The sequence below is a fragment of the Nevskia sp. genome (assembly GCF_021732705.1).
Classification (GTDB): Bacteria; Pseudomonadota; Gammaproteobacteria; order Nevskiales; family Nevskiaceae; genus Nevskia.
Map to the genome: position 1 here is coordinate 210,100 of NZ_JAKFUM010000002.1, position 26,357 is coordinate 236,456.

Here is a 26,357-nt window from a genome sequence, read left to right on the forward strand (position 1 = left end):
TCCATGAAAATCCAGACTCTCGTTGCACTGGCTGCCGGCATCGTTGCCAGCTCCGCTGCCGTGGCCCAGACCGCGGTCAACGCCACGCCGCGGCCGCTGGCGGAAGAAGCCGCCGCCGCCTACCGCGATCAGGCGCGCTACCCGCGTTCGTCGCGGCCGATCCTCGACGCCGTCGATCCGATCCTGAAGAAGCGCGAAATCTCGAAGCAGACCCTGCCCGGCCCAAACGGCGAAGGCCCGTTCCTGTCGGTGTGGACGTCGGCGCTGTCGTACGAGCCGGGTGAAACCGCCGAGCTGTATGCGGAGCTGACCGATGGCCCGACTCGCGCGCCGAGCCTCGCCAACCTGCTCGACAAGACCCGCCGCGACGAAGCGCAGACCATCACCGCCAAGCTGATCGCCGAAGAGAGCGGCCTGCTCGGCGAAGTGACGTATCGCGACGACGGCCAGAACGGCGATCGTCGCGCCGGAGACCGCATCTACACCGCCCGCTTCACGATGCCGCAGGCGCGGGCGCCGGAAGCCGGGTTCGCCGAATCGATCGCGGTGCATGTGCAGGCAGTCACCGCGCGCGACGGCGCGCGTGCCGCGCTCGGCGGCCTCCTGTACTCGAACCCGGGTGCGCAGCTGACCGGCCGTTACAAGGACACGATGCGCGACGGCAACCTGGTGATGTCAGCGGAAATCGACGTGAAGACGCCGGGCCGCTATCACATCGCCGGAACGCTGGCCGGCAAGGTCGGCCGCCTCGCAGGCGAGCGTCCGATGGCCTGGGCCCAGAACGCGCAGCTGATGACCGCCGGCAAGCAGTGGATCGACCTGCCGTTCTACGGCCTGATCTTCCGCGACATGGACACCGCCGGCCGCTACACGCTGAGCTCGGTCACGCTGACGTCGGCGCTCGGCATGCCGAACGCGATGTCGTCGGTGCGGCGCGATGTCCATCAGACGCGCAGCTACGCGCTGGCGGAGTTCCTCGCCCGCCCGTTCGGCGACACGCAGCTGCTGGAGTCGGTGAAGCGCCTCGAGAACAGCGCCAACTGAGCTGACGAAAAAGGCCGGGCGGATCGTCCGATCCGTCCGGCCTTTGCGTTTTCGAAGGACTGTTGCCGCGAAACAGGACCACCGCTGCCGGCGCCGGTCCGCCGTTCAGGTCTTTTCCATCACCGTCAGCAGCGGGTGGTGGTTCTTGCGGGCGAAGCCGTTCGCCTGCGCCACCTTGGTTTCGGCGATCTCCGCCGGATAGATGCCGGCGGTGCCGCGGCCAGCCTGATGCACCTGCAGCATGATCTGCACCGCCTGCTCGCGCGAGTGGTGAAAGAACGTCTGCAGCACCTGCACGACGAATTCCATCGGCGTGAAGTCGTCGTTGATCATCACCACCTTGTACATCGGCGGCTGTTGCAGGCGCGGTTTCGCCTCCTCGACGGCGAGGCCACTGCCGGAATCCTGGTCGGTACGGGTATTGCGATCAGCCATGAGAGAAGTGTACCGCAGAGCAATTGCGTCAAGACCTCTGACAATGCGGCGGCTGCCGCGGCATTCAAGCTACCCGGCGACGGCAGCGGATCGGCGGTGATGGGCCTGCCGGCGGCGCAAGGTCGACAGCACGGCCGCTGGCCCCGGCGCCAGCCTGTCTGAACCTGCGTCAAGACCCGCAGTCCGGGCCATGCAGCAAATGTTCCCGCCCGTCACAAACCCCCGTTATGATGCTGATGATGGCTACTTTTTCCCCGCCCAGACTCAATACCCTGCCCGCCTCGGTGCCGGCGCTGTACGCCCGCTACGGCCGACGGCTGCCGGAACTGGCGAGCCTCGTGCTGGTCATCGTCATCGCGAAACTGGCGGCGCAGCTGCTGTGGGCGCTGGTGCCGACGCCGGAAGCCGCGCGCTGGCAGCCGGCCCCGCCGACGCAGCCGAAAGTCACCGCGGCCGCCGGCGTCGACCTGAACCGCATTGCCGGCGCACACCTGTTCGGGCAGTACACGGCACCGTCGGACCCGGCGCTGAGCGATCTGGCCAACGCGCCGGAAACCCAGCTCAACCTGACCCTGCTTGGCATCCTGTCGAACGGCCGCAACAACAAGGGCTCGCGAGCGCTGATCTCGACCCAGGGCGGCGAAGAAAAGCCGTACTCGGTCGGCGACGACGTCGGCCGCGGCGTGCAGCTGCAGGCGATCTTTGCCGATCGCGTGATCCTGTCGCGCGGCGGCAAGCTCGAAACGCTGCGTCTGGACAAGGACAGCACCGGTGGCCTGCCCGGCCTGCCGCCGCAGCAGCTGCAGGAGGAAACCGGCCAGGCCGACGGCGGCGCTGCCGAATCGCTGGCCGCGATCCGCACGCAGCTGCTGACCGATCCGTCGAAGGTCGCCGACTACATCCGCGTGCAGCCGGTCAACAACGGCAGCGGCATCAGCGGCTACCGCATCTACCCGGGCCGCGATCGCTCGGTGTTCGCCGCTGCCGGCCTGCGCCCGGGCGACATCGTGACCTCGGTCAACGGCGTGGCGCTGAATGACCCGTCGCGCTCGCTGCAACTGCTGTCCGATCTGAGCCAGAGCCCGCAGATCAACCTGACCGTCGATCGTGGCGGCCAGCCGCAGAACTTCAGCCTCAACCTCGCCCAATAACACCCGCGCCGCACGGACGCGCCGTATCGTCCGGCTGCCGAATCGCCGCTCAGCCCGAAGCCCGCCATGAATGCACGCAACACCCTGAAAACGCTAGGCCTCGCGCTGCCATTGGCCGCCGTCGTCGCCCTGTCGGCCGGAAGCTCCTGGGCGCAGGGCCGCAGCCGCGGCGCGGAAGTGACGCTGAACCTGAAGGACGCCGAAATCTCGACGCTGATCGCGACCGTCAGCGAGGTCACCGGCAAGAACTTCATCATCGATCCGCGCGTGCGCGGCAAGGTCACCGTGGTCTCGGCGACACCGATGGATGCCGCCGGGGTCTACCAGACGTTCCTGGCCGTGCTGCAGGTGCAGGGTTTCGCGGCGATTCCGGCAGGGGATGCGATCAAGATCGTGCCGGAAACGAATGCCCGCACCGACGGCGGCGGCCTGATCTCGAACGGGCGCGGCGTGCCGCTCGACGAAATCGTGACCCACGTCTACACGGTGCAGAACGTCTCGGCGTCGCAGCTCGTCGCGATCCTGCGGCCGCTGATTTCGCAGAGCGGCCACTTCGCCGCGTATGCCGGCAACAACTCGCTGATCATTTCCGATCGCGCCTCGAACGTCGCCCGCATCGAGCGCCTGATCCAGCAGATCGACCAGAGCGGCGACCGCGAAATCGACGTCATCAAGCTCGAGAACGCCGCCGCGACCGATGTCGTCCGCATCCTCACCACTCTTTCGCAGGCCAGCAAGCAGGCCGACCCGACCGCGCAGGCCGGCACCACGATCGCCGACGAACGCAGCAACAGCGTGCTGATCAGCGGCGAGAAGTCCGAGCGCGCGCGCATGGCCGAGATCGTGCGCAAGCTCGATGCGCCCGGCCCGAGCGGCGGCGACACCCAGGTCTTCTATCTGAACTACGCCAGCGCCGAAAATCTCGCGCCGATCCTCGAAGGCTATGCCAAGGGTTCGAGCTCGACCTCCCGTGCCGGCGCCGGCGGCGCGGCCGCCACCATTCCCGGGCAGGCCCCCGGTGCCGCGGCGCCATCCGGTGGCGGCGGCAGCCCCGACGGCACCCGCGTGATCGCCGACAAGGACACCAACTCGCTGGTCGTCACCGCGACGCCGAAGGCGATGCTGGCGATCCGCAACGTCATCAATCAGCTCGACATTCGCCGCCGTCAGGTGCTGGTCGAAGCGATCATTGCCGAAGTCAGCGCGACCAAGGCCAGCGAACTCGGCCTCGACTACGCGGCGTACAGCCCGAACACCGGTGCGATCACCGGCATCCTGAACCAGTCGACGCAGAGCGCGCTGTCGAGCCTCGGCACCGCCGCGGCCGGTGCCGCGACCGGGGGTGCCAGCACCCTGGTGACGGCGGCGGCCTCGCTGATCGGCCAGGGCGCGACGGCGGCCGGTGGCGGCTTCACCTCCGGCGGCTCGTTCTTCGCCGTGCTGCTGCGGGCACTGGCCTCCGACGGCGACACCAACATCCTGTCGACGCCGCAGCTGACCACGCTCGACAACGAGGAAGCGAAGCTCAGCGTCGGCCAGGAAGTGCCGTTCCTGACCGGCAGCTTTTCGAACTCCGGTTCCGGCGGCAACAACGGCTCGGTCAACCCATTCCAGACGATCGAACGCAAGGAAGTGGGCCTCAAGCTCGGCATCACGCCGACGATCAACGAAAACAACGGCCTGAAGCTGAAGATCGACCTCGAAAGCTCGGGCATCGCCAGCGGCGGCGCCGGCACCGCGAGCCTGATCACGAACAAGCGCACGGTCACCAATTCGGTGTCGGTGGAAGGCGACCAGATCCTGTTCATCGGTGGCCTGATCGACAACCAGCTGACCGATTCGCAGAGCCGCATCCCGCTGCTGTCGAGCATTCCGGGCATCGGCGCGCTGTTCAAGTCGCGTTCGGTGCGCAAGGCCAAGACCAACCTGATGATCTTCATCCATCCGGTGATCCTCGACGACCGCAGCGACGCCGATTACTACACGAAGAAGCGCTACGACGGCGTGCGCAATGCCGAAGTCCGCGCCGCGCAGGGTGCGGTGCCGCTGATCGGCGGTGCCCGCCCGGTGCTGCCGCAGTTCGATGGCTACGACGTGCCGCCGCCGGCAGCGCCGAAGGCCGCCGATGCCGCCCCGGCCGGTCCATCGGCATCGACTGCTCCGGCAGCCGTCCCGCCGTCTGCCGATGCCGCCCCGGCCGCCGCCGCAGCGCCGGCCCCCGCGACGCCGACGGCGGAAGCGCCGGCGGCCGCGCCGTCTGCCAGCCCGTCCACCGCACCCGCACCGGAAGCAGCGCCGGCACCGGCCGCCACGCCGTAAGCTGCCCGCCATGGAAGCTGCCAGCACTGCCCTGCGCCGGCCGCCGTTCGCGTTTGCGAAACGGCATGGCCTGATCGTCGCCGATGACCTCGGCGATGCCGTCGAACTCGTCTGCCGGCCCGGCATCAGCATCGATGCCGTGCAGGAAGCACGGCGCTTCGTGCGCCGCCCGGTCAAGCTGAAGAACGTCACGCTCGATGAATTCGATGCGCTGCTGCAGCGCACCTACGAAGGCCAGACCGGCGCGAGTGCCGCGCTCGCCGACGGCCTGGAGGAAGACAAGGCCGATCTCGACACCCTGAGTCAGGCGCTGGCCGAAGCCCAGGATCTGCTCGAAACCGACGACGACGCGCCGATCATCAAGTTCATCAACGGCTTGCTGGTCGAAGCAATCAAGGAGAACGCGTCCGACATCCACATCGAGACCTTCGAGACCCGGGTGACGGTGCGCTTCCGCATCGACGGCGTGCTGCGCGAAATCCTCAATCCGCCGCGCTCGCTGGCGCCGAAGATCGTGTCGCGCGTCAAGATCATGGCCAAGCTCGACATCGCCGAGAAACGCCTGCCGCAGGATGGTCGCATCAGTCGCGCGTTCGGCGGCCGCAAGGTCGATGTCCGTGTCTCGACCATCCCCACCGGCGGCAATGCCGAGCGCGTGGTGATGCGTATTCTCGACAAGCAGGCCGAGCGACTGGACCTCGAGCAGCTCGGGCTCGGGCCGGTGCAGACCGCGACGCTGAAGCGGATCATCAATCGCCCGTACGGCATCATGCTGGTCACCGGCCCGACCGGCTCCGGCAAGACCACCACGCTGTATTCGGCGCTGTCGACGCTCAATGACCGCAGCCGCAACATCATGACGGTCGAGGACCCGATCGAGTACTACATCGACGGTGTCGGCCAGACCCAGGTCAACCTGCGCGTCGAGATGACCTTCGCCAAGGGCCTGCGCGCGATCCTGCGTCAGGACCCGGACGTGGTGATGGTCGGCGAAATCCGCGACCTCGATACCGCGCAGATCGCCGTGCAGGCATCCCAGACCGGTCACCTCGTGATGTCGACCCTGCACACCAACACCGCCGTCGGCGCCGTCACCCGCCTGCGCGACATGGGGGTGGAGCCGTACCAGTTGTCGTCGTCGCTGGTCGGGCTGATGGCGCAGCGCCTCGTCCGCACCTTGTGCAAGCACTGCAAGGCGCCGTACCAGCCGAAGCTGGCCGAACTGGAACAGCTCGGCGTGCCGCAGATGACCGATCTGGTGCTGTACAAGCCGGTCGGCTGCCCGCAGTGCCGCCACACCGGTTTCGCCGGCCGCAGCGGCATCCACGAGATCATCGAAGTCGATCGCCGGCTGGAATCGCTGATCCACGACAACGCCTCCGAGCAGATTCTCGAAGCCGCCGCGCGCGAGCGCAGCCCGGGCATCCTGCAGTCGGGCCGCAACAAGGTCATCGCCGGCGACACCACGCTGGCCGAAGTGCTGCGCGTGACGATCGAGGAATAAGCGCGTCATGGCGGCCTACGAATACAGCGCGCTCGACGCTCGCGGCCGCCAGCTCAAGGGGCTGATCGAAGGCGATACCCAGCGTCAGGTGCGCCAGACGCTGCGCGAACGCGGCCTGACGCCGCTCGACATCAAGGAAGTCGCCGAGAAGGCACTGCGCAGCACCAGCGGTGGCGGTTTCAGCCTGAACCGCGGCGGCAGCTTCAATTCCACCGAACTGTCGCTGTTCACCCGTCAGCTGGCCACGCTGACCCGCTCCGGCCTGCCGCTCGATGAAGCGCTGGCCGCGGTCTCGCAGCAGAGCGAATCCAAGCGCGTGCAGCGCGTGACCCTCGGCGTGCGCTCGCGGGTGACCGAAGGCAACAGCCTGGCCCGCGCGATGAGCGATTTCCCGGGTGCCTTTCCGACCCTGTTCCGCGCCACGATCGAAGCCGGCGAATCGGCCGGCAAGCTCGATTCGGTGCTCGAGCGCCTCGCCGACTACGCCGACCGTTCGCAGGCGATCAAGAGCAAGGTAATGCTCGCGACGTTCTACCCCGCGACCTTGACCCTGGTCGCGATCGGCGTCATCAGCCTGCTGATGTCGTACGTCGTGCCGAAGGTCGTCGGCGTGTTCGACTCGATCGGCGCCGACCTGCCGCCGCTGACCAAGGGCCTGATCGCCAGCAGCGAGTTCCTGCAGAACTACGGCCTGATGCTGCTGCTGGCACTGATCGCCGGCATCGTCGTCTTCACCCGCGCGCTGAAGAACGATGCCTTCCGCCGCAAGTATCACCTGTGGCTGCTCAGCGTTCCGCTGATCGGCCGTCTGGTGCGCGGCGCCAATACCGGCCGCTTCATGCGCACGCTCGGCATCCTGTTCGGGGCCGGCGTGCCGATTCTCGATGCCATGCGCATCGGCGCGCAGGTGGTCGAGAACCTGCCGATGAAGGAAGCGATCGACGCGGCGGCCAAGCGCGTTCGCGAAGGCGCGTCCCTGAACAAGTCGCTGGCCGAAAGCCGCCTGTTCCCGCCGATCACGATGCACCTGATCGGCTCCGGCGAAGCCTCCGGCAAGCTCGACGAGATGCTCGACCGCGCCGCCGAGAACCAGGAAAAGGAACTCGAGACGCTGATCGCCGCGCTGATGAGCCTGTTCGAGCCGGTGCTGATCCTGACCATGGGCACCGTCGTGCTGCTGATCGTGCTCGCGATCCTGCTGCCGATCTTCAACCTGAACCAGCTGGTCCAGTAGCGCCGAGCCATCGCCGCAGCGCGACCCGGCCCCACCGGCGCGGCGATGGCGACCCTCCCGGCATCCGCGGTCAGACCGCGGGCAGACCGCGAGCAGACCGGGCGCACGGCGTGGGCACACCGGGAAGTTTTCCCATGGGCCTCCGACCAGGCATTGCCTAGCATCCCCCGACATCGCCCGACACGGGCATGAGCGCTGACCGGCACTCGGCAGCCTGACGTGACACCAGATCACGACCGCAAGTCACTCGGGGAGCACTATTCGGATGAATTCGCCGCTGGCGGGCTGGCGCTGCCTCGCGCGCACGGGCGGGTTGAGCCTGTGCCTGCTGCTGGCCGGCTGTCCGGACGATGACGGCCGGGCCGCGACGCCGCCGCCGGCACCGCAGGCATTCGGCGGCGTCATCGCCCTTGCCGGGGAGATTCCGACCACGAGCGTCACCATCGGCGGCAACGGCGTGTCGCCGCGCTCGACCCGTGCCGATGCCGATCGTCGCTACCGCGTGTCGGCGTCCGGCCTGACCGCTCCGGTGGTCATCCGCCACGAACTCGGGCCGACCTACGCCGTCGCCGCGACCGTCGGTGCGGTCGGCAATGTCAGCACGCTGACCCAGCTTCAGGCGCTCGAAGCGCTGCGCGATGAACCGGAAACCGTGCTGCAGAACGCGCTCGACCCGGTCAGCCGCGGCGTCGCCGTCGACTACTCGCCGCTGACGCCCGCCGGGCTCGATCGTGCCCGCCGCCGCGTCGCCAGCCTCGTTGCCGAACGCTTCAACTACACCTTGCCCGCAGCCATCGCCAACGCCGACTTCGTCTCGACGCCGTTTGCCGCGGTCGCCGGCGATCCCACGTTCGATGCCTTGGTGGCGCTCGACACTGCGATCGCCGCGTCCGGCACCGACCTCGCAAGCTTCACCCGCAGCCGCGCGCGCGAACTGGAACCGTGCCGCCGCTTCTTCCTCGACCTGAGCCTGCCGCAGGGCCTCAACGAGTTCTGCGCCAACACCCGCGAAACCATCGCCACCGGCGGCGGACGACGCGAGTACCGGCAGGTGGCCCGCGACGGCGCCACGCTCGTCATCGCCGCGGACGGCACCGGCATTCTGGACGCGGCGCTGTCGCTGGCCGACGGCCGCAGCTTCACCTGCAGCGGCAGCGGACCCGGCGCCGGCACCTGCGCCGGGCTGACCGCGATGCCGGAACAGGCCGATGGCAGCCGCACGCTGGTGTTCGCGGCGCTGGCCCTGATCGATGCCGGCACCGGCGACCGCGCCGTGCTCGATGGCCGCTTCGTCACTGCGATTCCCGGCCTGCCGCCACTGGATTGCGATGGCGCCGCCCGCAGTCCGCAACCGCTCTATCGCGTCGATGACGACGGCAGCATCAGCGGCGTCTGCATCGGCCTGCAGCCCAGCGATGCCGGCGAACGGACGCTGTACGGCACCGTCTTCGGCAGCGAACCGGAACTGGAACTGCTGGCCGATGACAGCACCTTGCACGGGCTGACGATTTATCAGCGCGGGGCCCTTGGCGCGCCGGTGGCGCAGTACCGCTGCGTGGCACCGGCCTGCACCGGCTACCGCGTCACGCCGTTCTTCCCGCTGCCCGGCTTCCCGCGGGTGCGCGAGTTGGTGCTCGACAACACGCCGGTGACGCGCGTCGGCCTCGGGCCCGGCAGCACGAGCCAGCGCCTGCGCGGACGCTTCGTCGTGCTGTTCGGCAGTGCCCGGGGGCGACCCGATTGCAGCCGCTCGCCCGAAACCGAGCGGGTCCGGGCCCGGGTCAGCACCGAATCCGCCGATTGGGATGTCTGCCCGCCGTACGATCTGGTCGAGAACCAGCGCGTCACCGTGCGCCGTGTGCTGCCGGCCGATTTCGGCGGCCGCTATCTCGGCGGCACCGTCTACGAATTCCGCAATGCGCTGAACAGCAGCGGCCAGATGCTGGTGGTGACCACGCTCGGGCTGGTCCGCCGGGTCGAATACGGCCGCAGCGAAGCCGAACGTTTCGTCTGCGAAGACCTGCAATGCCGGGGCGCGCGGTTCGGCGCGGCCGATGCCAGCAGCGCCCATCCGATCACCTTCGCCGGAACCACGCTGGTCGACCAGCGGCTCGATGGCTCGGCGACCGATCGCAGCGTGACGCTCAACGGCGCGCTGCGCTCGGCACCGGATTGCCTGCTGAACGAGGCCGGCTGCCCGTGAGCCGTCCGGTCTGGCTGGCCGGGGCGCTGCTGTGGCTGACCGCGCCGGCCGCCCTCGCGGCCGACAGCCGCGCCAAGTCGCCGCCGCAAACGCCGCAGGTGGTGCCGCTGTCGGGACCGGACGAAGGCGATGCGCCGACCCGGTCGCCCAGCGGCAGCGCCGATGTCGCGCCGCCGGCGACGATTCCGGCGCAGCCGGACGCCGTGGTCGCGGTGCCGGCGGTGAAGCTCGGCACCGTGGCCGTGAAGGGTCAGCGTCGGCCGGTGCAGGTCGGCCCGCTGCCGGGGCTGAACCTGACCCGCGACCAGATTCCGGCCGCGCTGCAGAGCGCCACCGCCGCGGACATCGCCGAATCGCGCGCGCTGAGCCTGACCGATTTCCTCAACACGCAGCTGCAGTCGGTCAACGTCAATGATTTTCAGGGCAACCCGTTCCAGCTCGATCTGAGCTTCCGCGGCTTCACCGCCGGGCCGCAGGTCGGCACGCCGCAGGGCCTGTCGGTGTTCTTCGACGGCACCCGCGTCAACGAGCCGTTCGGCGATGTCGTGAACTGGGATCTGATTCCGCTGAACGCGATCGACCGGCTCGATCTGTTTCCCGGCTCCAACCCGGTGTTCGGCCTGAACACGCTCGGCGGCGCGATCGCGCTGCGCAGCAAGAGCGGCTTCACCGCACCCGGCGTCAGCGCCGACGCCAGCGGCGGCTCGTTCGGACGGCGGCAGGCGAAGGCGGCCGTCGGCGCCAGCCACGGCCCGCTGGCCGGCTTCGCGGCGCTGACCTACTTCGCCGAGGACGGCTGGCGGCGCAACTCGCCCAGCGAGGTGCAGCAGGGCTTCGCCCGTGCCGACTACGAGCTGGGCTTCGGCCAGATCACCGCGAGCGCGCTGCTGGCCGACAACGATCTGGTCGGCAACGGGCTGGTGCCGATCGAGGATTACGAAGCCGACCGCCGTGCGGTCTACACCTCGCCCGATCGCACCCGAAACCGGCTTCACCAGTTCAACCTGTCCGGGCTGTTCGAACTGACGCCGACCTTCAACCTGACCACGCAGGGCTATCGCCGCGACAGTCGCCGTCGCGGCGTCAACGGCGATGTCTACGAGGCGTTCGACGACATCGGTCCGAGCAGTCCGCTGGGCAACCGCTTCATCCGCAATGGCGACCAGCCGATCTGCCAGTACGCCGACACCGATGGCGACGGCCGGCCCGACACGCTGTCCGACGGCACCACGCAGGCGCCGCCGCTGAACGATCCGTTCCGCACCGGCCAGTGCGAGAACGTGCAGTACGCCGGCACCCCGCGCAATGGCGCCTACGTGACCCGCGATGGCCAGTTCGGCGTCGGCCCGGGTGTGCCCGACGGCTCGCCCGTGGGCCTGCTGACGCGGACCCGCATCGGTCAGGTCACCTACGGCGGCGCGGTGCAGGCGAACTGGAATCTCGACCGGCATCGCCTGCTGATCGGTGCGTCGGTCGACAGCGGCCGCGCCGGCTATTCGGCCGAGCAGCAGCTCGGCCTGATCGACGCCCAGCGGCGCGTGTTCACCGATCCGTCGCAGGTCGATGAACTGTTCCGCGCCGCGCAGATTCCGCTGACGATCAATCGCTTCAACGGCACGTCGCGCACGCTCAGTGCCTATTTCAGCGAGACCTGGACCGCGCGCGACAACCTGTTCGTGACCGTGGCCGGCCGCTACAACTGGACCCGCGTGCACAACGAGGTCGATGCCCGCATCGGCATCGACCTGCACGAAGTGGTCAATCGCCTGCCGACCTTCATCCTGTGCCCGGAGAACGACGTCGCCTCGTGCCCGTCGACGCTCGGGCCGGTGGTGATCAACGACCTGTCGCGGGAGACGCTGGCGCCGACCGAGGAGCGCTTCACTTTCTCGTCGCTGAATCCGTCATTCGGCTTCAACTGGCTGCCGTGGAAGGACCTGAACCTGTTCGGCAACGTCTCGCGCGGCGCGCGGGCGCCATCGGTGATCGAGCTCGGCTGCGCCTTCGACGCCACGCCGGTGGTGATCGTGCCGGCGTTCGTCGATCCGGCCACCGGCGTCAACGTGCCGGCGCAGACCGCGCCGCGCAGTCTCGTCGGCCCGACCTGCAGCCTGCCGACCTCGCTGTCCGGCGATCCGTTCCTGCCGCAGATCCGCTCGCTGTCCGGCGAAGTCGGCGCCCGGGGCCGGGTGTTCGGCGGCGTGCAGTGGAACCTGAGCATCTATCAGACGGACATCCGCAACGACATCTACTTCGTCGGCGCCTCGCCGTCGCGCAGCTACTTCGACACCATCGACAAGACCCGTCGGCGCGGACTCGAACTGGGTTTCAAGGGCCGCTGGCGCTGGTTCGACTACAAGTTCGGCTACGCCTACACGGCGGCGACGTTCGAGTCGGAGTTCTTCGTGCTGAGCCCGCACAACGCGAGCGCCGACTTCAACCGCACCAATGCCGGCAGCGGCAGCGGGCCGACCGCCACCTCGAACAACGGCCTCGGCACCTTCCGCACGATCCGGGTCGAGCCGGGCGCGATCCTGCCGGCCAGCCCGCTGCACAACCTGAACCTGAATCTCGATTTCGCGCTGACCGAACGGCTGAAACTGGGCCTGACCACGGTGTTCCATTCGAAGTCCTTCGTGCGCGGCAACGAGAACAACGCGCACAGCCCGACCGGCACCGATCAGGTCACCGACGGCTTCGGGCCGGTGACCGATTTCGGCAGCTTCAATGGCGGCCGTCCGTTCACCACGCAGGGCTCGCTGCCGGAGTACGCGGTGGTCAATCTCGATCTGACCTGGCAAGTGCTGCCGACGCTGTCGATCTACGCGCAGGTGACCAACGTCCTCGATCAGGACTACGCCAGCGCCGGCCGCCTGGGCATCAACCCGTTCGTGGCCGGACCGAACGGCGCGCGCGGCGACAACGGCTTCAACTACAACTCGATCGAGCACCGCAACACGACCTTTGTCGGTCCCGGTGCGCCGCGCGGCTTCTTCGCCGGCCTGAACTACGACTTCCGGTTTGCCCCGCCGTGATCGGCTCGATCGTCCGGCTTCACCCACCGTCGTCCGGAATCTCCGGTCGGCGGTCATTTCCCTAGGTACGACAGGAGTCTCCCCATGCGTCATGCCCCGCTGTATTCCGCCGTTGCCGCCGCCGCGCTGTCGCTGGCGGCAGCCCCCAGCCACGCCGTCGGCTTCGAGACGGTGACCAGCACCGGTACGCCGGTGCTGACCCTGTGCGCCGGCACCGAGTCCAACCCGAATCCGACCAACAACGTCTGCCGCGTGTTCGGCAACCTGCCACAGGGTCGCTTCGCCGGCACCCTCGCCGGCCGTCAGGGCCTGTGGCGCCTCGTGCGTTCGAACCTCGGCCAGAACATCGTGGCCAATGGCACGGTCATCGGCCGGCTCGACGATCAGGTCTGGCAGCGCAACAACACCAACGAATACGTGTTCGGCATGCGCGTGACCCTGGTCAACGCGCAGTGGACGCCGCCGGCTTCCGTGTGCGGCAGCGCGACCGAGCCGGACTACTTCGAGATCAACGACATGTTCCGCAGCGGCTTCGGCGCGGTGCAGAACCTGTCGGTTGCCTATCGTCAGGGCAATGCCGAGGAAGGTGCCTGGCTCGCCGGTCGCACGGCGCAGGGCCTGAACCAGTACGCCGGCTCGCCGGATGGCCTGAATCCGCTGCGCAACAACAGCTTGGTCGACTTCCGGACCGACGTGAACTTCGAGGATCCGGATGGCACTTCGGTGTTCAACTCGTCGTTCATGCTGGTCACTGCGACCTTGCCGAACGGCGTGACCACGAACCCGGTGGCGAATGCCGTGCGCCTGTATCAGGGCGGCGAGGAAGGCCAGTGCCAGTTCTCGGTGAATCTGTCCGGCTTCCAGCCGAACTGAGCCTGCGGCAGCGCGCAGCCCGGCCCGCTGGTCTCCGGTCATGACCGGGCGAGCGGCGCTGGTCTGCGCGCTGCTGCTGGTGGCGCTGCTGGCCGGCGTGCTGTGGTGGCCGGCCGAATCGCTATCGCCGCCGGCGGCCGGTTCGATCGCAGCACCGCCAACGGATTCTGGCGCGCCGGTCCCGGTGGCGACCGGTGGCAGCGCCACGGCGGCTCCGCTCGCGACACTGGCGGCCGCCGGAGACTGTGTCGAACCGTCTGCCGGCGTGAACCTGACGATCGGTGCGAACGTGCTCGGTCTCTGCGTCGGTCCGGCGCAATCCACGCAGAACGGCGGCCGGCGCGAACATCGGTATGTCGCGGCCGACGGCGGTTCGCTGACGATCAGCGCCGAAGCCGGCGCTGTCGCCAGCATCGTCATCGCTGCCGGCAACACGGCGACGGCCATCGACGCCGCCTGCGACGGCGCAGGCTGCAACGGCGCCACGCTCGGCCCGGCCGATGCCGATGGCCGGCAGGACCTGAGCCTGCGTGGCGTGCAGCTGACCGCCGCCGACGGCCGCGTCGTGCTGCTCGAAGCCCGCCTGCGAACCGGCCCCGGGCTGGCCTGCGCCGATGTCGGCATCAGCCTGCTGTACAGCGATCAGCGCAGCGCCTACTTCTGCCCGCTCGGCGGTGGCGGCACGATCTGGCCGGACGACGATCACGCCGTGCACACCGTGCGCTCGTTCGACGGCGAGACGATCAGCATCGACACGGATGCCGCGAATCGCGTGATGGCCGTCCGCTATGGCACGTTCGCCTGTCGCCGTGCCGCTTGCCGCGGCGCGACCTACGACGGCGCCCGCACGTTGCAGTTCGCCGGCACGCGGCTCGATGGCCCGGATCGCGGTGGCGGTGCCGAACTCAGCGTGCAGCTCGATGGCCGCATCGTGCTGCCGGCAAGCAGCGTGATCGAATGACGCGCGGCGAGCGGCCGGCCGACGCGGTCAGCGCACGCTGGCCGAGGACGGTGTCGGTGCCGATGCCGGTTCGAGCGCTGCGCTGACCACCTGCAGCTCCGCGTTCGGCGTCAGCCGCAGGTACAGGCACCACAGTGCGAAGCCCGCTCCGGTCATCGCGGCGGCGGCCAGCGCCAGCCCGATCGGCGAGGCATGGACCAGCGGTGCCACCACGCCGGACACGACCGCCGACACGGCGAGGCTGATCGTCGCCTGCACCGAGGCCGCGGCTCCACGCACCGCCGGGAAGCGGTCGAGCATCAGCAGGGTCAGCGTCGGGAACGCCAGGGTCACGCCAATGCCGATCACGCCGATCGGCAGCACGAACCACGGCACCATCGGAGCCAGCAGGGCACTGCCGGCCAGATTCAGCGCCGTGCCGAGACCCATCAGCGAAAACCCGATGGTGACGGTGCGCACCGGTGTCAGCTTGCCGGCCATGCGCGCGGACGTGGCCGAGCCCAGCATCATGCCGGCGATCACCGGCACGAACAGCCATGCGAACTGCCGTTCGTTCAGGTGCAACAGGTTCAGCACCACCGACGGTGCCGCGGCGATGTAGGTGAACAGCGCGCTGAAGTTCAGCGCCGCACCGAAGCCGAGCAGCATGAAGCGGCCATCGCGCGCCACGCAGCGATAGGTGCGGCCGAGCGGTCCCCAGGCGAGACGCGTGCGCCGTTCGCGCGGATGCGTTTCCGGCAATGCGGCGAGCGCGGCCAGCACCAGCAGCACGGTGAAGCCGGCCAGCAGCCAGAAGATCGCGCGCCAGCCGGCCGCGCCAAGCACGAAGCCGCCGACGATCGGCGCGATCGCCGGCGCGAAGCCGAAGATGAAGCTGACCTGCGACATCAGGCGCTGGGCATCGGCGCCGTCGTAGCGATCGCGAATGATCGCGCGGCCGACGATCATGCCGGCGCCGGCGCAGACGCCCTGCATCGCGCGGTAGACCAGCAGCAGCTCGTACGACGGCGACAGCGCGCAGCCGACCGTCGCCAGCGCGAACAGGATCAGCGACCACAGCACCACACCGCGCCGGCCGTAGGCATCGGACAGCGGTCCGTGCAACAGCGACATCGCCGCGAACGCGATCAGATAGACGCTGAGCGATTGCTGCATGACTTCCGGGCTGACGCCGAAATCGGCTTCCATCGCCCGGAACGCCGGGAAGAAGGCATCGATCGTGAACGGCCCGAGCATGGCCATGCCGGCGAGGATCGGCGCCAGCAATCGCGGGTTGGCGCGGAAGCGGTTCATCGGCAACGCGGCCCTAGCGGGCGGCGGACTGCGGCACGGTGACCAGCGTATCGGCCAGAAGCCGGGAAATGCGCGCCGGCACGTCGTGCTCGACTGCCCGCATCGCCACCGTGATGGCATTGGCGAACGCCAGCGCATCGGCACCACCATGACTCTTGATCACGGTGCCGTTCAGGCCGACCAGGCTGGCCCCGTTGTACAGGCGCGGATCGAGCCGCTGCTGGATCCGGCGCAGCACCAGATACGCCGCCGCGCCCATCAGCTTGGTGGCGGCGTTGCGCTCGAATTCCTCGCGCAGGAAGCGCCCGATCATTTTCGCGACGCCTTCCATGGTCTTCAGCGCGATGTTGCCGACGAAGCCGTCGCAGACGACGACATCGACCGGATTCAGGTAAACGTCATTGCCTTCGATGAAGCCGCCGTAGTTCAGCTTCGGCGACGCCGAGATCAGCGCGGCCGCCTGCTTGACCGTCTCGTTGCCCTTGATCTCTTCCTCGCCCATGTTCAGCAATGCCAGCCGCGGCCGCTCGATGCCGTGCAGGGCCGTGACCATCGCCGAACCCATCACCGCGAATTCGAACAACTGCTCCGGCGTGCACGCGGCGTTGGCACCGAGATCGAGCACGTGGGTGCTGCCTTCGACCGTCGGGAACGGCGAAATGATCGCCGGGCGGTCGATGCCGGGCAGCGTCTTCAGCACGAACTTGGCGATCGCCATCAGCGCGCCGGTGTTGCCGGCGGACACGGCGGCCTGGGCGCGACCGGCTTTCACCAGATTGATCGCGACCCGCATCGACGAATCCTTCTTGTTGCGAAGCGCCTTCGACGGCGCTTCATCCATCGCCACGACTTCCGAAGCCGGCTCGATCGAGACCCGGGGGTCCTGACCGTATCCGTGAGAAATCAGTGACTTGCGCAGCTCGGCTTCGTTGCCGACCAGAATCAGGTTGAGCTGCGCATGCTGGTCCAGCGCGCGCACGGCCGCTTCGACCACGATCGGATGACCGTGGTCGCCGCTCATGGCGTCGAGAGCCAGCAGGACAGGCGCGGTCATGAGAGTGTCATGAAGGCACCGGCGCGGCGGCTGTCAGGCGGGGGCCGTTCAGCGCACCGCGAAGAAGCTCAGGCTTCTTCGGAAACTTCGACCGTCTTCAGCTCGATCACGCGCTTGCCGCGGTAGAAACCGTCGGCGGTGACGTGATGACGCAGATGGGTCTCGCCCGAGGTCGAATCGACCGACAGGGTCGGGCCGGTCAGGGCGTCATGGGCGCGGCGCATGCCGCGGCGGGAACGGGACTTCTTGGATTTTGCGACAGCCATGGGGAACTCCGGTGGGCACAGGGATCGCCCAGGGGCGCGAATTCTACCCTGATTGTCCTGGAAAGTGTGCGGCAATCACGACCGGCCGCCAGGCCGGCGACTGTCTGGCGGATGGGCTCGTGTCCGGCGCCGCGCGCGGCGACCGCATCAGCCGGGCCGGCAGTCGTCCTGCTCGCAGCGCGGTGCGTACGGCAGCGCCAGCAGCACTTCTTCCTCGACCACCGTGTGGAACATCAGCTGGTCGTCCTCGATCAGCCACGGCTCGGCGTCCTTCAGCACACGGTTTTCCTCGTCCTCGTTGAACACGAGGCGCAGGTCGACGATGGTGTCGAGCGGCATCAGGAAGGGGCGCAGGCAGCGCTGGCAGATCAGCGGCAGCTGGCCGGTGACCGTGCCTTCGAGCTTCGGCGCACGGTTGGCATCACGCCGCAACTGCAGGTGAACGTGGAGATCGACGGTGTCGTCGACCACCGCCGCCTTCAGCCGCTCCAGCCGCGCCACCGGCAGCGTGCCCTCGTAGATCGCTTCGCGCGCCAGCGCACTGGAAACCTTGGCGTGCAGCGGCAGGATGCGTTTCTGGGGTTCTCGAATTTCTGGGGTCATCGTCAGTGCATTATCGACCGCCCTCATCGACAAGACAAAAGCATGCTTCCGATCACTGCCGATTCACCGCTGATCCTCGCCTCCGGCTCGCGCTATCGCGCCGAGCTGCTGTCCCGGCTCGGCCTGCCGTTCGTGGCGATGCCGTCGCAGGCCGATGAAACGAGGCTGCCGCGCGAATCGCCGCTGGCGCTGGCGCGACGACTGGCCGAGGCCAAGGCGCGGGTCATTTCCCGGCACCATCCGGACCGCTGGGTGCTCGGTTCGGATCAGGTCGTGGCCTGCGGCGATGAGGTGCTCGGCAAGCCCGGCACACGCGAAGCCGCCATCACCCAGCTGCGCCTGCAGTCCGGCCGCAACGTCGAGTTCATCACCGCCGTGGCGCTGATCCATGAGGCGACGGCGACGATCCTGCGTCATGTCGACCGCACCCATGTCCGCTTCCGGGCGCTGGGCGATGACGAAATCGCACGCTATGTCGATGCCGAGCCGGCGTTCGACTGCGCCGGCAGCTTCAAGAGCGAGGGCCTCGGCATTGCGCTGGTCGATGCCATCGAAAGCGAGGACGCCACCGGCTTGGTCGGCCTGCCGCTGATCGCGGTGCGGCGCATGCTGGCGGAAGCCGGTCTGGCCATTCCGTAATCCTGCCGGCGGCCGATCCGCTGGCGGTGGTCATTCGCGGGTGAACGCCGCAAGCTCCGCCAGTTCCCGTTCGGCGCGGACGATCCGCCCGCCGAGCGCGCTGTCGCGCAGCCACTGGCCCCAGCGGTTCGCGGCCGGATCGCGCCCGGCACGGGCGATCAGCCGCAAGCCGGCGATGACCAGACCCAGACAGGCGAAGCCGCTGGCGATGAATCCGGCCACCACGCCCGGCGCATGGCGCCAGAGATCGGCCCCGATGCCGCCGAACAGCACCAGCGTCAGCGGAATCCAGATGAAGCAGCCCAGACTGGCGAACACCGGCCACTCGACCGACAGCTTCCAGCGCGCGAGCTGCGCCATCCGCTGCCGGATCGCCAGCAGCGGCGCGCCGTAGTCCAGCTGCCGCAGGCGCAGCATCGTGTGGATCGAGAACGCGATCAGCAGCACGCCGTAGCCGTGCAGCGCGAGCCCGCAGATCAGCCACTGCAGCTCGGCGCGATGGGCAACCCAGTACGGCGCGAAGATCAGGCACAGGATCACGCCGGTCAGCAGCTGCAGGCCCTGACCGAGCAGCAGCCAGCGCAAGCTTCGCTGGATGCCGCCGAGCCGCGACTGCCGCTGCCGGCCGAGTTCCAGCGCGTCGAGCCGCTCGACCCGGCGATCCAGCACGTGCCAGGCGGCTTTCAGGTCATCGAGTTCCATCGGGGCGGGCTCCGGTCGGGTTCGGCTTCGGGTCGGGTTTCGGGTTGGGATGGGCGTCGGCAGGCGCCGTCAGGCGCGTCCGCAGCTGCTGCTTGATGCGGCTGATCCGGGTGGCGACATTGGTTTCGCTGATGCCGACGATGTCGGCGATCTCGGCGTAGCTGCGCTCTTCGAGCAGCAGCAGGATCAGCGCGCGGTTCAGCGGTTCGAGAGTGTCGATGAGCGCCTGCAGCACACGCAGACGTTCGTCCCCGTCGTCATCGGCCGGCATCGCGGCCAGGCCCGGGAATGCGTCGATCGGCGCCAGCGGCGCGGTGAGGCGCTGCTCCCGGCGCAGGAACGAGATGCCGACGTTCAGCGCCACCCGGTACAGCCAGGTCGAGAAGCGACGGCTGTCGTCGTAGCTCGGGAACGCGCGCCAGAGCTGGATCGTGATGTCCTGCGCCAGATCGTGGCGATCGTCGGCGCTGCGGGCATAGACACTCGCCACCTTGAACACGATCTTCCGATGCGCGTGCAGCAGCGCCTCGAATCGCCGCTCCCGCGTGACATCCCGCTGCTTCATGCCGATCTCTTGCCGTCCTGTCACCTGCATGATTCGCAGCGGCCGCGAAAAAATCACGGCGATCGACGAGGTTTCGATCGGCGGTCAGCGCATCAGGCCGTTCAGCCAGTCCGGCAGATGGCCGACATGCGGCAGCACCGCCGCCGCACCCGCGCGCTGCAGACGCTCCGGCGCGTGCACGCCGCAGGACACGCCGAGCGCCGGCACGCCGAGGGCGCGCGCCATCGCCACGTCGTATTCGGTGTCGCCGATCATCAGCGCCCGCTCGGCCGCAACGCCGGTTTCGCGCAGGATTTCCTCGAGCATCCGCGGATGCGGCTTGTCGGCCGTTTCGTCGGCGCAGCGGCTGGTCTCGAACAGCGGCCGGATGTGGTGATGCACGTCGAGCGCGCCATCAAGCCCGGCGCGCGGCTTGCCGGTGGCGACCGCCAGCCGGTAGCCGCCGGTGTGCAGCGCATGCAGCGCATCTGCCGCGCCGTCGAACAGCGGCGCGATGTAGATCGCGGTCGGGTTCGCGCGGCGATGCTGCATCAGCATCTTCATCAGCACCGGCGTCTCGATGTCCGGATACAGCCGCTGCATGCCATCGGCCAGGCCGAGGCCGATCAGCTCGGCAATCTGCTGATCCGCGCGCGGCGGCAGGTTCAGATCGCGGATCGCGATCTGCATGCTGGACACGATCTCGCCGGCGGAATCGGCGAGGGTTCCGTCCCAGTCGAAAATCAACAAATCGAATTGCATTGCGCTCCCCGAGCCATCCATGGCGGATTGTCCGGCCCGGCATCCGTGCCGGGCGTTCGATCACGCTGCGAGCCGTGCTCGCAAAGCCGCGTGATCTCACCCGTCCCAGTCGAAGATCAGCAGGTCGTACGCCGCCACGCGTTCAGCGCCCGGGCCCGAGCACGTCGAGAAACTCGCGCAGCTCCTCGGTCATCGGCGCGTTGATGATCAGCTTGCCGAACTCGCCATCGGCCGGCAGCTGCAGGAAGTGCGAGTGCAGGAACATGCGGCGCAGGCCCTTGTCGCGGATCGGCTTCTGATCGTCACGCAGGCCGTACTTGCGGTCGCCCGCCACCGGATGGCCGAGCGCCAGCGCGTGCACGCGGATCTGGTGCGTGCGGCCGGAGAAGATGTGCACTTCGCAAAGCGTGGCGTCCTTGTAATGCGCCTGCGGCACGAAGCGCGACTTCGACGGCTTGCCGTCTTCCTCGTCGATGTCGATGAAGCGCTCGCCGCCGGGGATCGAGCGCTTGACCAGCGCCGCGTCGACATCGCGCGCCCCGCCCTGCAGCCGGCCGACGATCAGCGCGAAGTAGCGCTTGTCGGCCAGACCTTCACGGAACGCGCGCTGCGCGCGCAGCAGGCCCGGCCGGGATTTCGCCAGCAGCAAGACGCCGCTGGTGTCGCGGTCGAGGCGATGGGCGAGTTCGAGGAAGTCGTACTTGCCCCAGCCACGCGCGGCCTCGATCACGCCGTAGGCGATGCCGGTGCCGCCATGCGACGCGAGTCCCGCCGGCTTGCAGATCGCGAGGTAATGCTCGTCCTCGTACACGATCGCTTCGCGCAGGCGATTCAGCACGGCATCCGGCGCACGGATCTGCTCGCTCTTCTCCGCAATGCGGACCGGCGGGATGCGGATTTCCTGATCGAGCGCGATCTTGTGGTCCGGCTTGACCCGGCCGCCGTCGACCCGCACCTGACCGGAGCGCAGGATCAGGTAGACATGCGACTTCGGCACGCCGGGCAGGCGCTTCATCAGGAAGTTGTCGATGCGCTGACCGTCCTCGTTCGCCGTGACCTTTACGTGCAGCACCTGCGTCGGCAGCGCTTCGGCCGGGGCCTCGGTCGACTTCGACGGCCGGTTGGCCTTGGTAAACTTCGGGGCTGACACCTTCTTCGTCGCCGGCTTGCTGCCGAAGCGGGCGCCAGGCCTGCCGGTCGACGGACGGCCCCCGGACGGCCGCGGCGGCCGCGCCGCCGCCGGCTTGCCGTCACCATCGCGAACCGGAGCCGGTCGCGCAGCCGCCGACGGGCGCGCGGTCGAACGAGCCGGAACTCCCTCTTTCGAGCGAGGCGGCGGCGCGTCGTTCGCCGCCGCAGGCGCCGGACGGCCACCCGCGCGGCGATCGTCGCGTGCCGGACGGCCGTCGCGAGCGGCGGCGCGGGCATCGCGATCGGGCCTCGGGCTCGGTGCGGCCGGGCGTCCCATGAACTCGGCGTAACCGGCGGAGTTCAGCACCGTTTCACGCCTTTTCGGCGCCGATGCGCCCGTTCTGGCGCTTTTCGGGCGGGCCGAATCCGGTCGCGATGTCCGCGATTTCGCGGATTTTGGCGCTGTTTTGACGGCAGATCGCGTCGTGTTGGCCGATCTTGCGGCTGGCTTGCTGGGAGTTTTGCGATTCACGGTGATCTCGGCATGCGCCGGGTGATCCCGACGAGGGTGGGTGCAGATGCCGAGTCAGCTTCGGCGAAAACAATCTCGATTGACCGTGTCGCGCCGGAATCGGCCGGGCAAGAACCGGGAAAACGCGGTGACGATCGTCCCTGTTTCGTTACCGGAACGGCCCCTTGCCGATGATCAACAGGCTGCGCCATGCCTTTGAGTGGCAACGAAAAACGCTACCTTGGTCGAGGAATTGTATGGCACACTCCGGAATGTTTGCCGCGACAGCGGCCGACATCCACCCGGCGGCGGACACATGTCCATGCCGGGTCTTTTGGCGGGTCAAACGGCAGGCATGGTAGCAAACCGCCCGCCTGGTCAGCGCCGAATCAAGTCCGTCGACCACGGTTGGTCGACGCTCCGTACACATCCAGCGTTCCCGCGCGAGGCGGGGATGAATCGACGATCGAATCCAGTCATCTTCGTAACGATCGAGGCGCGCCACAGACGCGCCGCATCCCGTTTTGCGCGGTCGAGCGTGTCAACAGACAGCAATCGAGACCGCATCAATGAAAAGAATCCTGATCAACGCCACACAGCGCGAGGAATTGCGCGTGGGCATCGTCGACGGGCAGAAGCTTTACGACCTTGACATCGAACTGGCCTCGCGTGAACAGCGCAAGTCCAACGTCTACAAGGGGAAGATCACGCGCGTCGAGCCGAGCCTCGAAGCCTGCTTCGTCGATTACGGCGCGGAACGTCACGGCTTCCTGCCGCTGAAGGAAATCCACAAGGACTACTACCGCTCGACCGCCAGCGGCGCCGGCAAGGGCAACATGCGGGAACTGATCGCCGAGGGTTCGGAGATCATCGTCCAGGTCGAGAAGGAAGAGCGCGGCAACAAGGGCGCGGCACTGACCACCTACGTCAGCCTCGCCGGTCGCTATCTGGTGCTGATGCCGAACAACCCGAAGGCCGGCGGCATCTCGCGTCGGGTCGAGGGCGAAGAACGCGAAGAAGCGCGCGAAGTGCTGAACGCGCTGGTGATCCCGGAAGGCATGGGCATCATCGTCCGGACCAACGGCATCGGCCGCGCCGCGCCGGAGCTGCAGGCGGACCTCGACAACCTCGCCGGCACCTGGAACGACATCTACGCCGCCGCCAAGGAACTCCCGGCGCCTTTCCCGCTGTACAAGGAAAACAACGTGGTGCTGCGCGCGCTGCGCGACTACCTGCGCCCGGACATCGGCGAGGTGATCGTCGACAACGTCGAGATCTACGAGGAAGCGCGCACCCAGATGCAGCGCTCGATGCCGGCCGAGCTGAACAAGCTGAAGCTGTACCGCGACGACATTCCGCTGTTCTCGCGCTATCAGGTCGAAAGCCAGATCGAATCGGCCCACGAGCGCATGGTGCGCCTGCCGTCGGGCGGCTCGATCGTGATCGACCCGACCGAGGCGCTGACCTCGATCGACATCAACTCGGCCAAGGCCACCGGCGGTGGCGGCATCGAGGAAACCGCGCTGCAGACCAATCTGGAAGCGGCCGAGGAAATTGCCCGCCAGCTGCGCCTGCGCGATCTCGGCGGCCTGATCGTGATCGATTTCATCGACATGAACTCGACCAAGAACCAGCGCGAAGTCGAGAAGGCGATGCAGGAAGCCTGCGAGATCGACCGCGCGCGCGTGCAGGTCGGCCGCCTGTCGCGCTTCGGCCTGCTCGAGATGAGCCGTCAGCGTCTGCGCCCGTCGCTGTCCGAACACACCCAGATCGCCTGCCCGCGCTGCGAAGGCCGCGGCCAGATCCGCTCGGTCGAATCACTGGCGCTGGCGGTGCTGCGCCTGATCGAGGAAGAGTGCATGAAGGACCGCACCGGCCGCGTGATCGCGCAGTTGCCGGTCGACGTCGCCACCTACCTGCTGAACGAGAAGCGCGGCGTCATCGCCGAGCTGGAATCGCGCTACATGGTGGTGGTGTCGCTGGTTCCGAACGAGACGCTGGAAACGCCGAAGTACGAGATCACGCGCATTCGCGCCGATCATCTGACCCAGGACAACAACAACGGCCTGAGCCACCGTCTGGCGCAGGATTTCCGCGCCGACGCCCGCGCCGCGATGATGCCGAGCGGCACGCCGACGGCGCCGCGCAGCGCTTCCGGCGAAGCGGCGGTGAAGCAGATGCTGCCGAACGCCCCGGCTCCGTTGCCGCTCGATGCGCCGGATCCGACCGTCGCTGCAGCGCCCGTGGCGGCCGCGATGCCGGCACCGGTGGCGGTGCTGAAGCCGGTCGCCAGCGGCGGCGGCTTCTGGGGCTGGCTCAAGCGCCTGTTCGGCGGCGGCAGCAGCGAGCCGGCACCGGTCGAAACGCCGGCGCCGAAGTCCGCGCGTCCGGGAGCGCAGGGCCAGCAGCCGCGGTCCGACCGCAATGGTCGTGACGGCGGCCGCGACGGCAGCCGCGATGGTCAGCGCGACGGTGGCCGGGGCGACGGTCGCCGCGACGGTCGTCCGCAGGACGGCCAGCGCCGCGATGGCAACCGCAACGAGGGCCGCGGCGACAACCGCGGACCGCGTCCGCAGGACGGCCAGCGCCGCGACGGTCAGCGTGACGGCGGCCGCGATGGTGGCCGTGATCGCGACCGCAACGGCAACGACGCGCGCGGCGATGGCGGCAACCGCCCGCCGCGTGACGGTCAGCAGGGCCAGCAGCCGCGCGGCGAACGTCCGCCGCAGCAGCCGCGGGGCGAGCGTCCGCCGCAGCAGCCCAAGCCCCAGAACCAGAACCCGAATCCGCGCCAGAACGCCAATCCGAACGGCGGCCAGAACAGCGGCCAGAACAGCGGCCAGAACGGCAACGCCGCCAACGGCGCTGCGGCTGCGCCAGCGGCCACCGGTGAGGCGCTCGCCACTGCAGCCGTGGTCACCGCCGTCGCCGCACCGCAGGTGTTCGGCGACGTTGCAGCGCCAGTGGAAACGATGTCCGACCTGATGGCGACGACGCCGGTCGACGGCGAAGCGGCCGACGGCGCGCAAGCCGCCGGTGCCGGCGAAACCCGCGAAGGTGGTGGCCGTCGCGGTCGCCGTGGCCGGCGCGGTCGTGGTCGCGGTCGCAATGGCGAGAACGGCGAAGCCCGCAATGCCAATGGCGCGCCGGGCAGCGAAAACGCCGCCGGCGATGACAGCGGCAACGGCGCGGACGACGGCAGCGATGACGCCGACGCCGCTGGCCTGAACGTGGCCGACGACACCTCGCCGATGTTCGACCCGGCCGCCATTGCGCCGCGCGCCGGCAGTGACGAGCCGGGCTATGCCCCGCGCCGCGACCAGCGCCCGGTCCGCATCGAGGTCGCGCCGGAAGCCGACGCGGCAGTCGACGCGATCGCCGTCCGCGATTCGGCGCCTGTGGCCGTAGCGGCCGTCGTGGCCGAAGCCCCGGCGGTCGCTGAAGCCGCGGCCGTGGCCCCGGCTGCAGAAGCGGTCTCGACGGCACCGGTCGAAGGGGTGACGGACGCGCCCGCCGTGGTCGAAGCGCCGGCAGTGCCGGTGATCGCGGATGCGCCGGCAGCGGCGGCCGATGCAGTCGCGGCAACCGCAGCCAGCGACGCGCCGGCGGCGGAAGCCGTGGTGGCCGAAGCGCCGGCTGCCGCAGCGGTCGAGTCGGCGCCTGCGCCGACGATGGCACCGGCGTTCGTTGCCGACATGCCGGCCGCAGCGCCGGTCGTCGCCGACGCCGCTCCAGCAGCCGTCGACGTGCCCGCCGCGCCGGTGGTCGAAACGCCGGTGGTCGAAGCGGTGGTCGCCGCGGCCGTCGTCGCACCGGAAGTGGTGGCGGAAGTCGCGCCCGTCGCCGAGGCAGCCGCGTCCGCAGCCGAAGTCGCGGCCGCGCCGGAAGCGCCGGTTGCAGTCGCCGCCGCAACGGAAGCGCCGGCCGAGCCGGCAGCAGCGGCCGATGCCGACGCGGCGCCGGTCGTGAAGAAGGCTGAAATCGCGGCGGCTGCGGCCGTTGTCGTGGCGGCCGTCGAAACGGACGCGAAGAAGCCGGACACCGCCGGCTGAGCCGGTCTGGCGCGGGCCTCGATCGATCGCGATCAAGCCTC

At 68.8% G+C, this 26,357-nt stretch carries 21 protein-coding genes; 11 read left to right on the forward strand and 10 right to left on the reverse strand.

The genetic code is table 11. From position 1 onward, the window contains the following. The first annotated feature begins 3 nt into the window (after positions 1-3). On the forward strand, positions 4-1,044 hold the full coding sequence (locus tag QZ951_RS01405; RefSeq protein WP_292997765.1) for a choice-of-anchor X domain-containing protein: 1,041 nt from the start codon (positions 4-6) through the stop codon (positions 1,042-1,044). A gap of 105 nt (positions 1,045-1,149) precedes the next feature. On the opposite strand, the gene clpS is transcribed toward QZ951_RS01405, so the two are convergent. Then, a complete protein-coding gene (gene clpS, locus QZ951_RS01410; protein WP_292997767.1) occupies positions 1,150-1,479 on the reverse strand; it encodes an ATP-dependent Clp protease adapter ClpS in 330 nt (109 codons plus the stop codon). 239 nt (positions 1,480-1,718) lie between these two features. Between clpS and gspC the strand changes: the two genes are divergently transcribed. The 8 genes from gspC to QZ951_RS01450 all read left to right on the forward strand — a co-directional run bounded on the left by gspC (position 1,719) and on the right by QZ951_RS01450 (position 14,759). After that, the gene (gspC, locus tag QZ951_RS01415) at positions 1,719-2,630 is read left to right on the forward strand and encodes a type II secretion system protein GspC (RefSeq protein ID WP_292997769.1); all 912 of its coding nucleotides are present in this window, start codon (positions 1,719-1,721) and stop codon (positions 2,628-2,630) included. 66 nt (positions 2,631-2,696) lie between these two features. Beyond that, on the forward strand, positions 2,697-4,949 hold the full coding sequence (gspD, locus tag QZ951_RS01420; protein WP_292997771.1) for a type II secretion system secretin GspD: 2,253 nt from the start codon (positions 2,697-2,699) through the stop codon (positions 4,947-4,949). A gap of 10 nt (positions 4,950-4,959) precedes the next feature. Then, positions 4,960-6,453, forward strand: coding sequence for a type II secretion system ATPase GspE (gene gspE, locus QZ951_RS01425; protein ID WP_292997773.1), 1,494 nt, complete (start codon positions 4,960-4,962; stop codon positions 6,451-6,453). A 7-nt stretch (positions 6,454-6,460) separates the two neighbouring features. Beyond that, positions 6,461-7,687: a type II secretion system inner membrane protein GspF gene (gspF, locus tag QZ951_RS01430; RefSeq protein WP_292997775.1), complete on the forward strand. Its 1,227-nt coding sequence runs from the start codon at positions 6,461-6,463 to the stop codon at positions 7,685-7,687. Positions 7,688-7,952: 265 nt separating this feature from the next. Then, positions 7,953-9,890, forward strand: coding sequence for a hypothetical protein (locus tag QZ951_RS01435; protein ID WP_292997777.1), 1,938 nt, complete (start codon positions 7,953-7,955; stop codon positions 9,888-9,890). Continuing rightward, a complete protein-coding gene (locus QZ951_RS01440; protein WP_292997779.1) occupies positions 9,887-12,925 on the forward strand; it encodes a TonB-dependent receptor in 3,039 nt (1,012 codons plus the stop codon). Before QZ951_RS01435 ends, QZ951_RS01440 begins: the two co-directional genes overlap by 4 nt. Before the next feature lie 84 nt (positions 12,926-13,009). Next, complete coding sequence (locus QZ951_RS01445; RefSeq protein WP_292997781.1) at positions 13,010-13,798, forward strand: hypothetical protein; 789 nt, start codon at positions 13,010-13,012, stop codon at positions 13,796-13,798. A 40-nt stretch (positions 13,799-13,838) separates the two neighbouring features. After that, positions 13,839-14,759 carry a hypothetical protein gene (locus tag QZ951_RS01450; RefSeq protein ID WP_292997783.1) on the forward strand — a complete coding sequence of 307 codons (921 nt, stop codon included), beginning with the start codon at positions 13,839-13,841 and terminating at the stop codon, positions 14,757-14,759. A 27-nt stretch (positions 14,760-14,786) separates the two neighbouring features. Here QZ951_RS01450 and QZ951_RS01455 read toward each other — a convergent pair whose 3' ends face one another. From QZ951_RS01455 to QZ951_RS01470, 4 genes are all read right to left on the reverse strand, one after another. Then, positions 14,787-16,052 carry a multidrug effflux MFS transporter gene (locus tag QZ951_RS01455; RefSeq protein WP_292997785.1) on the reverse strand — a complete coding sequence of 422 codons (1,266 nt, stop codon included), beginning with the start codon at positions 16,050-16,052 and terminating at the stop codon, positions 14,787-14,789. A 13-nt stretch (positions 16,053-16,065) separates the two neighbouring features. Continuing rightward, the gene (gene plsX, locus QZ951_RS01460) at positions 16,066-17,106 is read right to left on the reverse strand and encodes a phosphate acyltransferase PlsX (RefSeq protein WP_292997787.1); all 1,041 of its coding nucleotides are present in this window, start codon (positions 17,104-17,106) and stop codon (positions 16,066-16,068) included. Positions 17,107-17,174: 68 nt separating this feature from the next. Beyond that, positions 17,175-17,372 (reverse strand): 50S ribosomal protein L32, encoded by a 198-nt coding sequence (rpmF, locus tag QZ951_RS01465; RefSeq protein WP_292997789.1) that lies wholly within the window; start codon positions 17,370-17,372, stop codon positions 17,175-17,177. Positions 17,373-17,519: 147 nt separating this feature from the next. Further along, the gene (locus tag QZ951_RS01470; protein ID WP_292997791.1) at positions 17,520-17,975 is read right to left on the reverse strand and encodes a YceD family protein; all 456 of its coding nucleotides are present in this window, start codon (positions 17,973-17,975) and stop codon (positions 17,520-17,522) included. Between the two features lie 42 nt (positions 17,976-18,017). Here QZ951_RS01470 and QZ951_RS01475 point away from each other — a divergent pair, with 42 nt between their 5' ends. Continuing rightward, the gene (locus tag QZ951_RS01475) at positions 18,018-18,614 is read left to right on the forward strand and encodes a nucleoside triphosphate pyrophosphatase (protein ID WP_292997793.1); all 597 of its coding nucleotides are present in this window, start codon (positions 18,018-18,020) and stop codon (positions 18,612-18,614) included. Positions 18,615-18,644: 30 nt separating this feature from the next. Here QZ951_RS01475 and QZ951_RS01480 read toward each other — a convergent pair whose 3' ends face one another. The 5 genes from QZ951_RS01480 to QZ951_RS01500 form a co-directional block, all read right to left on the reverse strand. Then, the gene (locus QZ951_RS01480) at positions 18,645-19,316 is read right to left on the reverse strand and encodes a hypothetical protein (protein ID WP_292997795.1); all 672 of its coding nucleotides are present in this window, start codon (positions 19,314-19,316) and stop codon (positions 18,645-18,647) included. Then, a complete protein-coding gene (locus QZ951_RS01485) occupies positions 19,303-19,881 on the reverse strand; it encodes an RNA polymerase sigma factor (RefSeq protein WP_292997797.1) in 579 nt (192 codons plus the stop codon). The genes QZ951_RS01480 and QZ951_RS01485 overlap by 14 nt, the downstream gene beginning before the upstream one ends. An 84-nt stretch (positions 19,882-19,965) precedes the next feature. After that, positions 19,966-20,622, reverse strand: a complete 657-nt coding sequence (locus QZ951_RS01490) for an HAD-IA family hydrolase (protein ID WP_292997799.1) — start codon at positions 20,620-20,622, stop codon at positions 19,966-19,968. A 142-nt stretch (positions 20,623-20,764) separates the two neighbouring features. Next, positions 20,765-21,772, reverse strand: coding sequence for an RluA family pseudouridine synthase (locus tag QZ951_RS01495; protein ID WP_292997801.1), 1,008 nt, complete (start codon positions 21,770-21,772; stop codon positions 20,765-20,767). 352 nt (positions 21,773-22,124) lie between these two features. After that, complete coding sequence (locus QZ951_RS01500) at positions 22,125-22,358, reverse strand: hypothetical protein (protein ID WP_292997804.1); 234 nt, start codon at positions 22,356-22,358, stop codon at positions 22,125-22,127. A gap of 475 nt (positions 22,359-22,833) precedes the next feature. Here QZ951_RS01500 and QZ951_RS01505 point away from each other — a divergent pair, with 475 nt between their 5' ends. After that, positions 22,834-26,316 carry an Rne/Rng family ribonuclease gene (locus tag QZ951_RS01505; protein ID WP_292997806.1) on the forward strand — a complete coding sequence of 1,161 codons (3,483 nt, stop codon included), beginning with the start codon at positions 22,834-22,836 and terminating at the stop codon, positions 26,314-26,316. The last annotated feature ends 41 nt before the right edge of the window (positions 26,317-26,357 follow it).

What these genes read in the sequence shown, in the direction of transcription:
- QZ951_RS01475 (WP_292997793.1), top strand. Translation starts at nt 18,018, where the DNA reads ATGCTTCCGATCACTGCCGATTCACCGCTGATCCTCGCCTCCGGCTCG.
- QZ951_RS01485 (WP_292997797.1), bottom strand. Translation starts at nt 19,881, where the DNA reads ATGAAGCAGCGGGATGTCACGCGGGAGCGGCGATTCGAGGCGCTGCTG.
- QZ951_RS01450 (WP_292997783.1), top strand. Translation starts at nt 13,839, where the DNA reads ATGACCGGGCGAGCGGCGCTGGTCTGCGCGCTGCTGCTGGTGGCGCTG.
- clpS (WP_292997767.1), bottom strand. Translation starts at nt 1,479, where the DNA reads ATGGCTGATCGCAATACCCGTACCGACCAGGATTCCGGCAGTGGCCTC.
- QZ951_RS01480 (WP_292997795.1), bottom strand. Translation starts at nt 19,316, where the DNA reads ATGGAACTCGATGACCTGAAAGCCGCCTGGCACGTGCTGGATCGCCGG.
- gspF (WP_292997775.1), top strand. Translation starts at nt 6,461, where the DNA reads ATGGCGGCCTACGAATACAGCGCGCTCGACGCTCGCGGCCGCCAGCTC.
- QZ951_RS01505 (WP_292997806.1), top strand. Translation starts at nt 22,834, where the DNA reads ATGAAAAGAATCCTGATCAACGCCACACAGCGCGAGGAATTGCGCGTG.
- gspE (WP_292997773.1), top strand. Translation starts at nt 4,960, where the DNA reads ATGGAAGCTGCCAGCACTGCCCTGCGCCGGCCGCCGTTCGCGTTTGCG.
- QZ951_RS01445 (WP_292997781.1), top strand. Translation starts at nt 13,010, where the DNA reads ATGCGTCATGCCCCGCTGTATTCCGCCGTTGCCGCCGCCGCGCTGTCG.
- QZ951_RS01470 (WP_292997791.1), bottom strand. Translation starts at nt 17,975, where the DNA reads ATGACCCCAGAAATTCGAGAACCCCAGAAACGCATCCTGCCGCTGCAC.
- gspC (WP_292997769.1), top strand. Translation starts at nt 1,719, where the DNA reads ATGGCTACTTTTTCCCCGCCCAGACTCAATACCCTGCCCGCCTCGGTG.
- QZ951_RS01455 (WP_292997785.1), bottom strand. Translation starts at nt 16,052, where the DNA reads ATGAACCGCTTCCGCGCCAACCCGCGATTGCTGGCGCCGATCCTCGCC.
- QZ951_RS01405 (WP_292997765.1), top strand. Translation starts at nt 4, where the DNA reads ATGAAAATCCAGACTCTCGTTGCACTGGCTGCCGGCATCGTTGCCAGC.
- QZ951_RS01490 (WP_292997799.1), bottom strand. Translation starts at nt 20,622, where the DNA reads ATGCAATTCGATTTGTTGATTTTCGACTGGGACGGAACCCTCGCCGAT.
- QZ951_RS01435 (WP_292997777.1), top strand. Translation starts at nt 7,953, where the DNA reads ATGAATTCGCCGCTGGCGGGCTGGCGCTGCCTCGCGCGCACGGGCGGG.
- plsX (WP_292997787.1), bottom strand. Translation starts at nt 17,106, where the DNA reads ATGACCGCGCCTGTCCTGCTGGCTCTCGACGCCATGAGCGGCGACCAC.
- rpmF (WP_292997789.1), bottom strand. Translation starts at nt 17,372, where the DNA reads ATGGCTGTCGCAAAATCCAAGAAGTCCCGTTCCCGCCGCGGCATGCGC.
- gspD (WP_292997771.1), top strand. Translation starts at nt 2,697, where the DNA reads ATGAATGCACGCAACACCCTGAAAACGCTAGGCCTCGCGCTGCCATTG.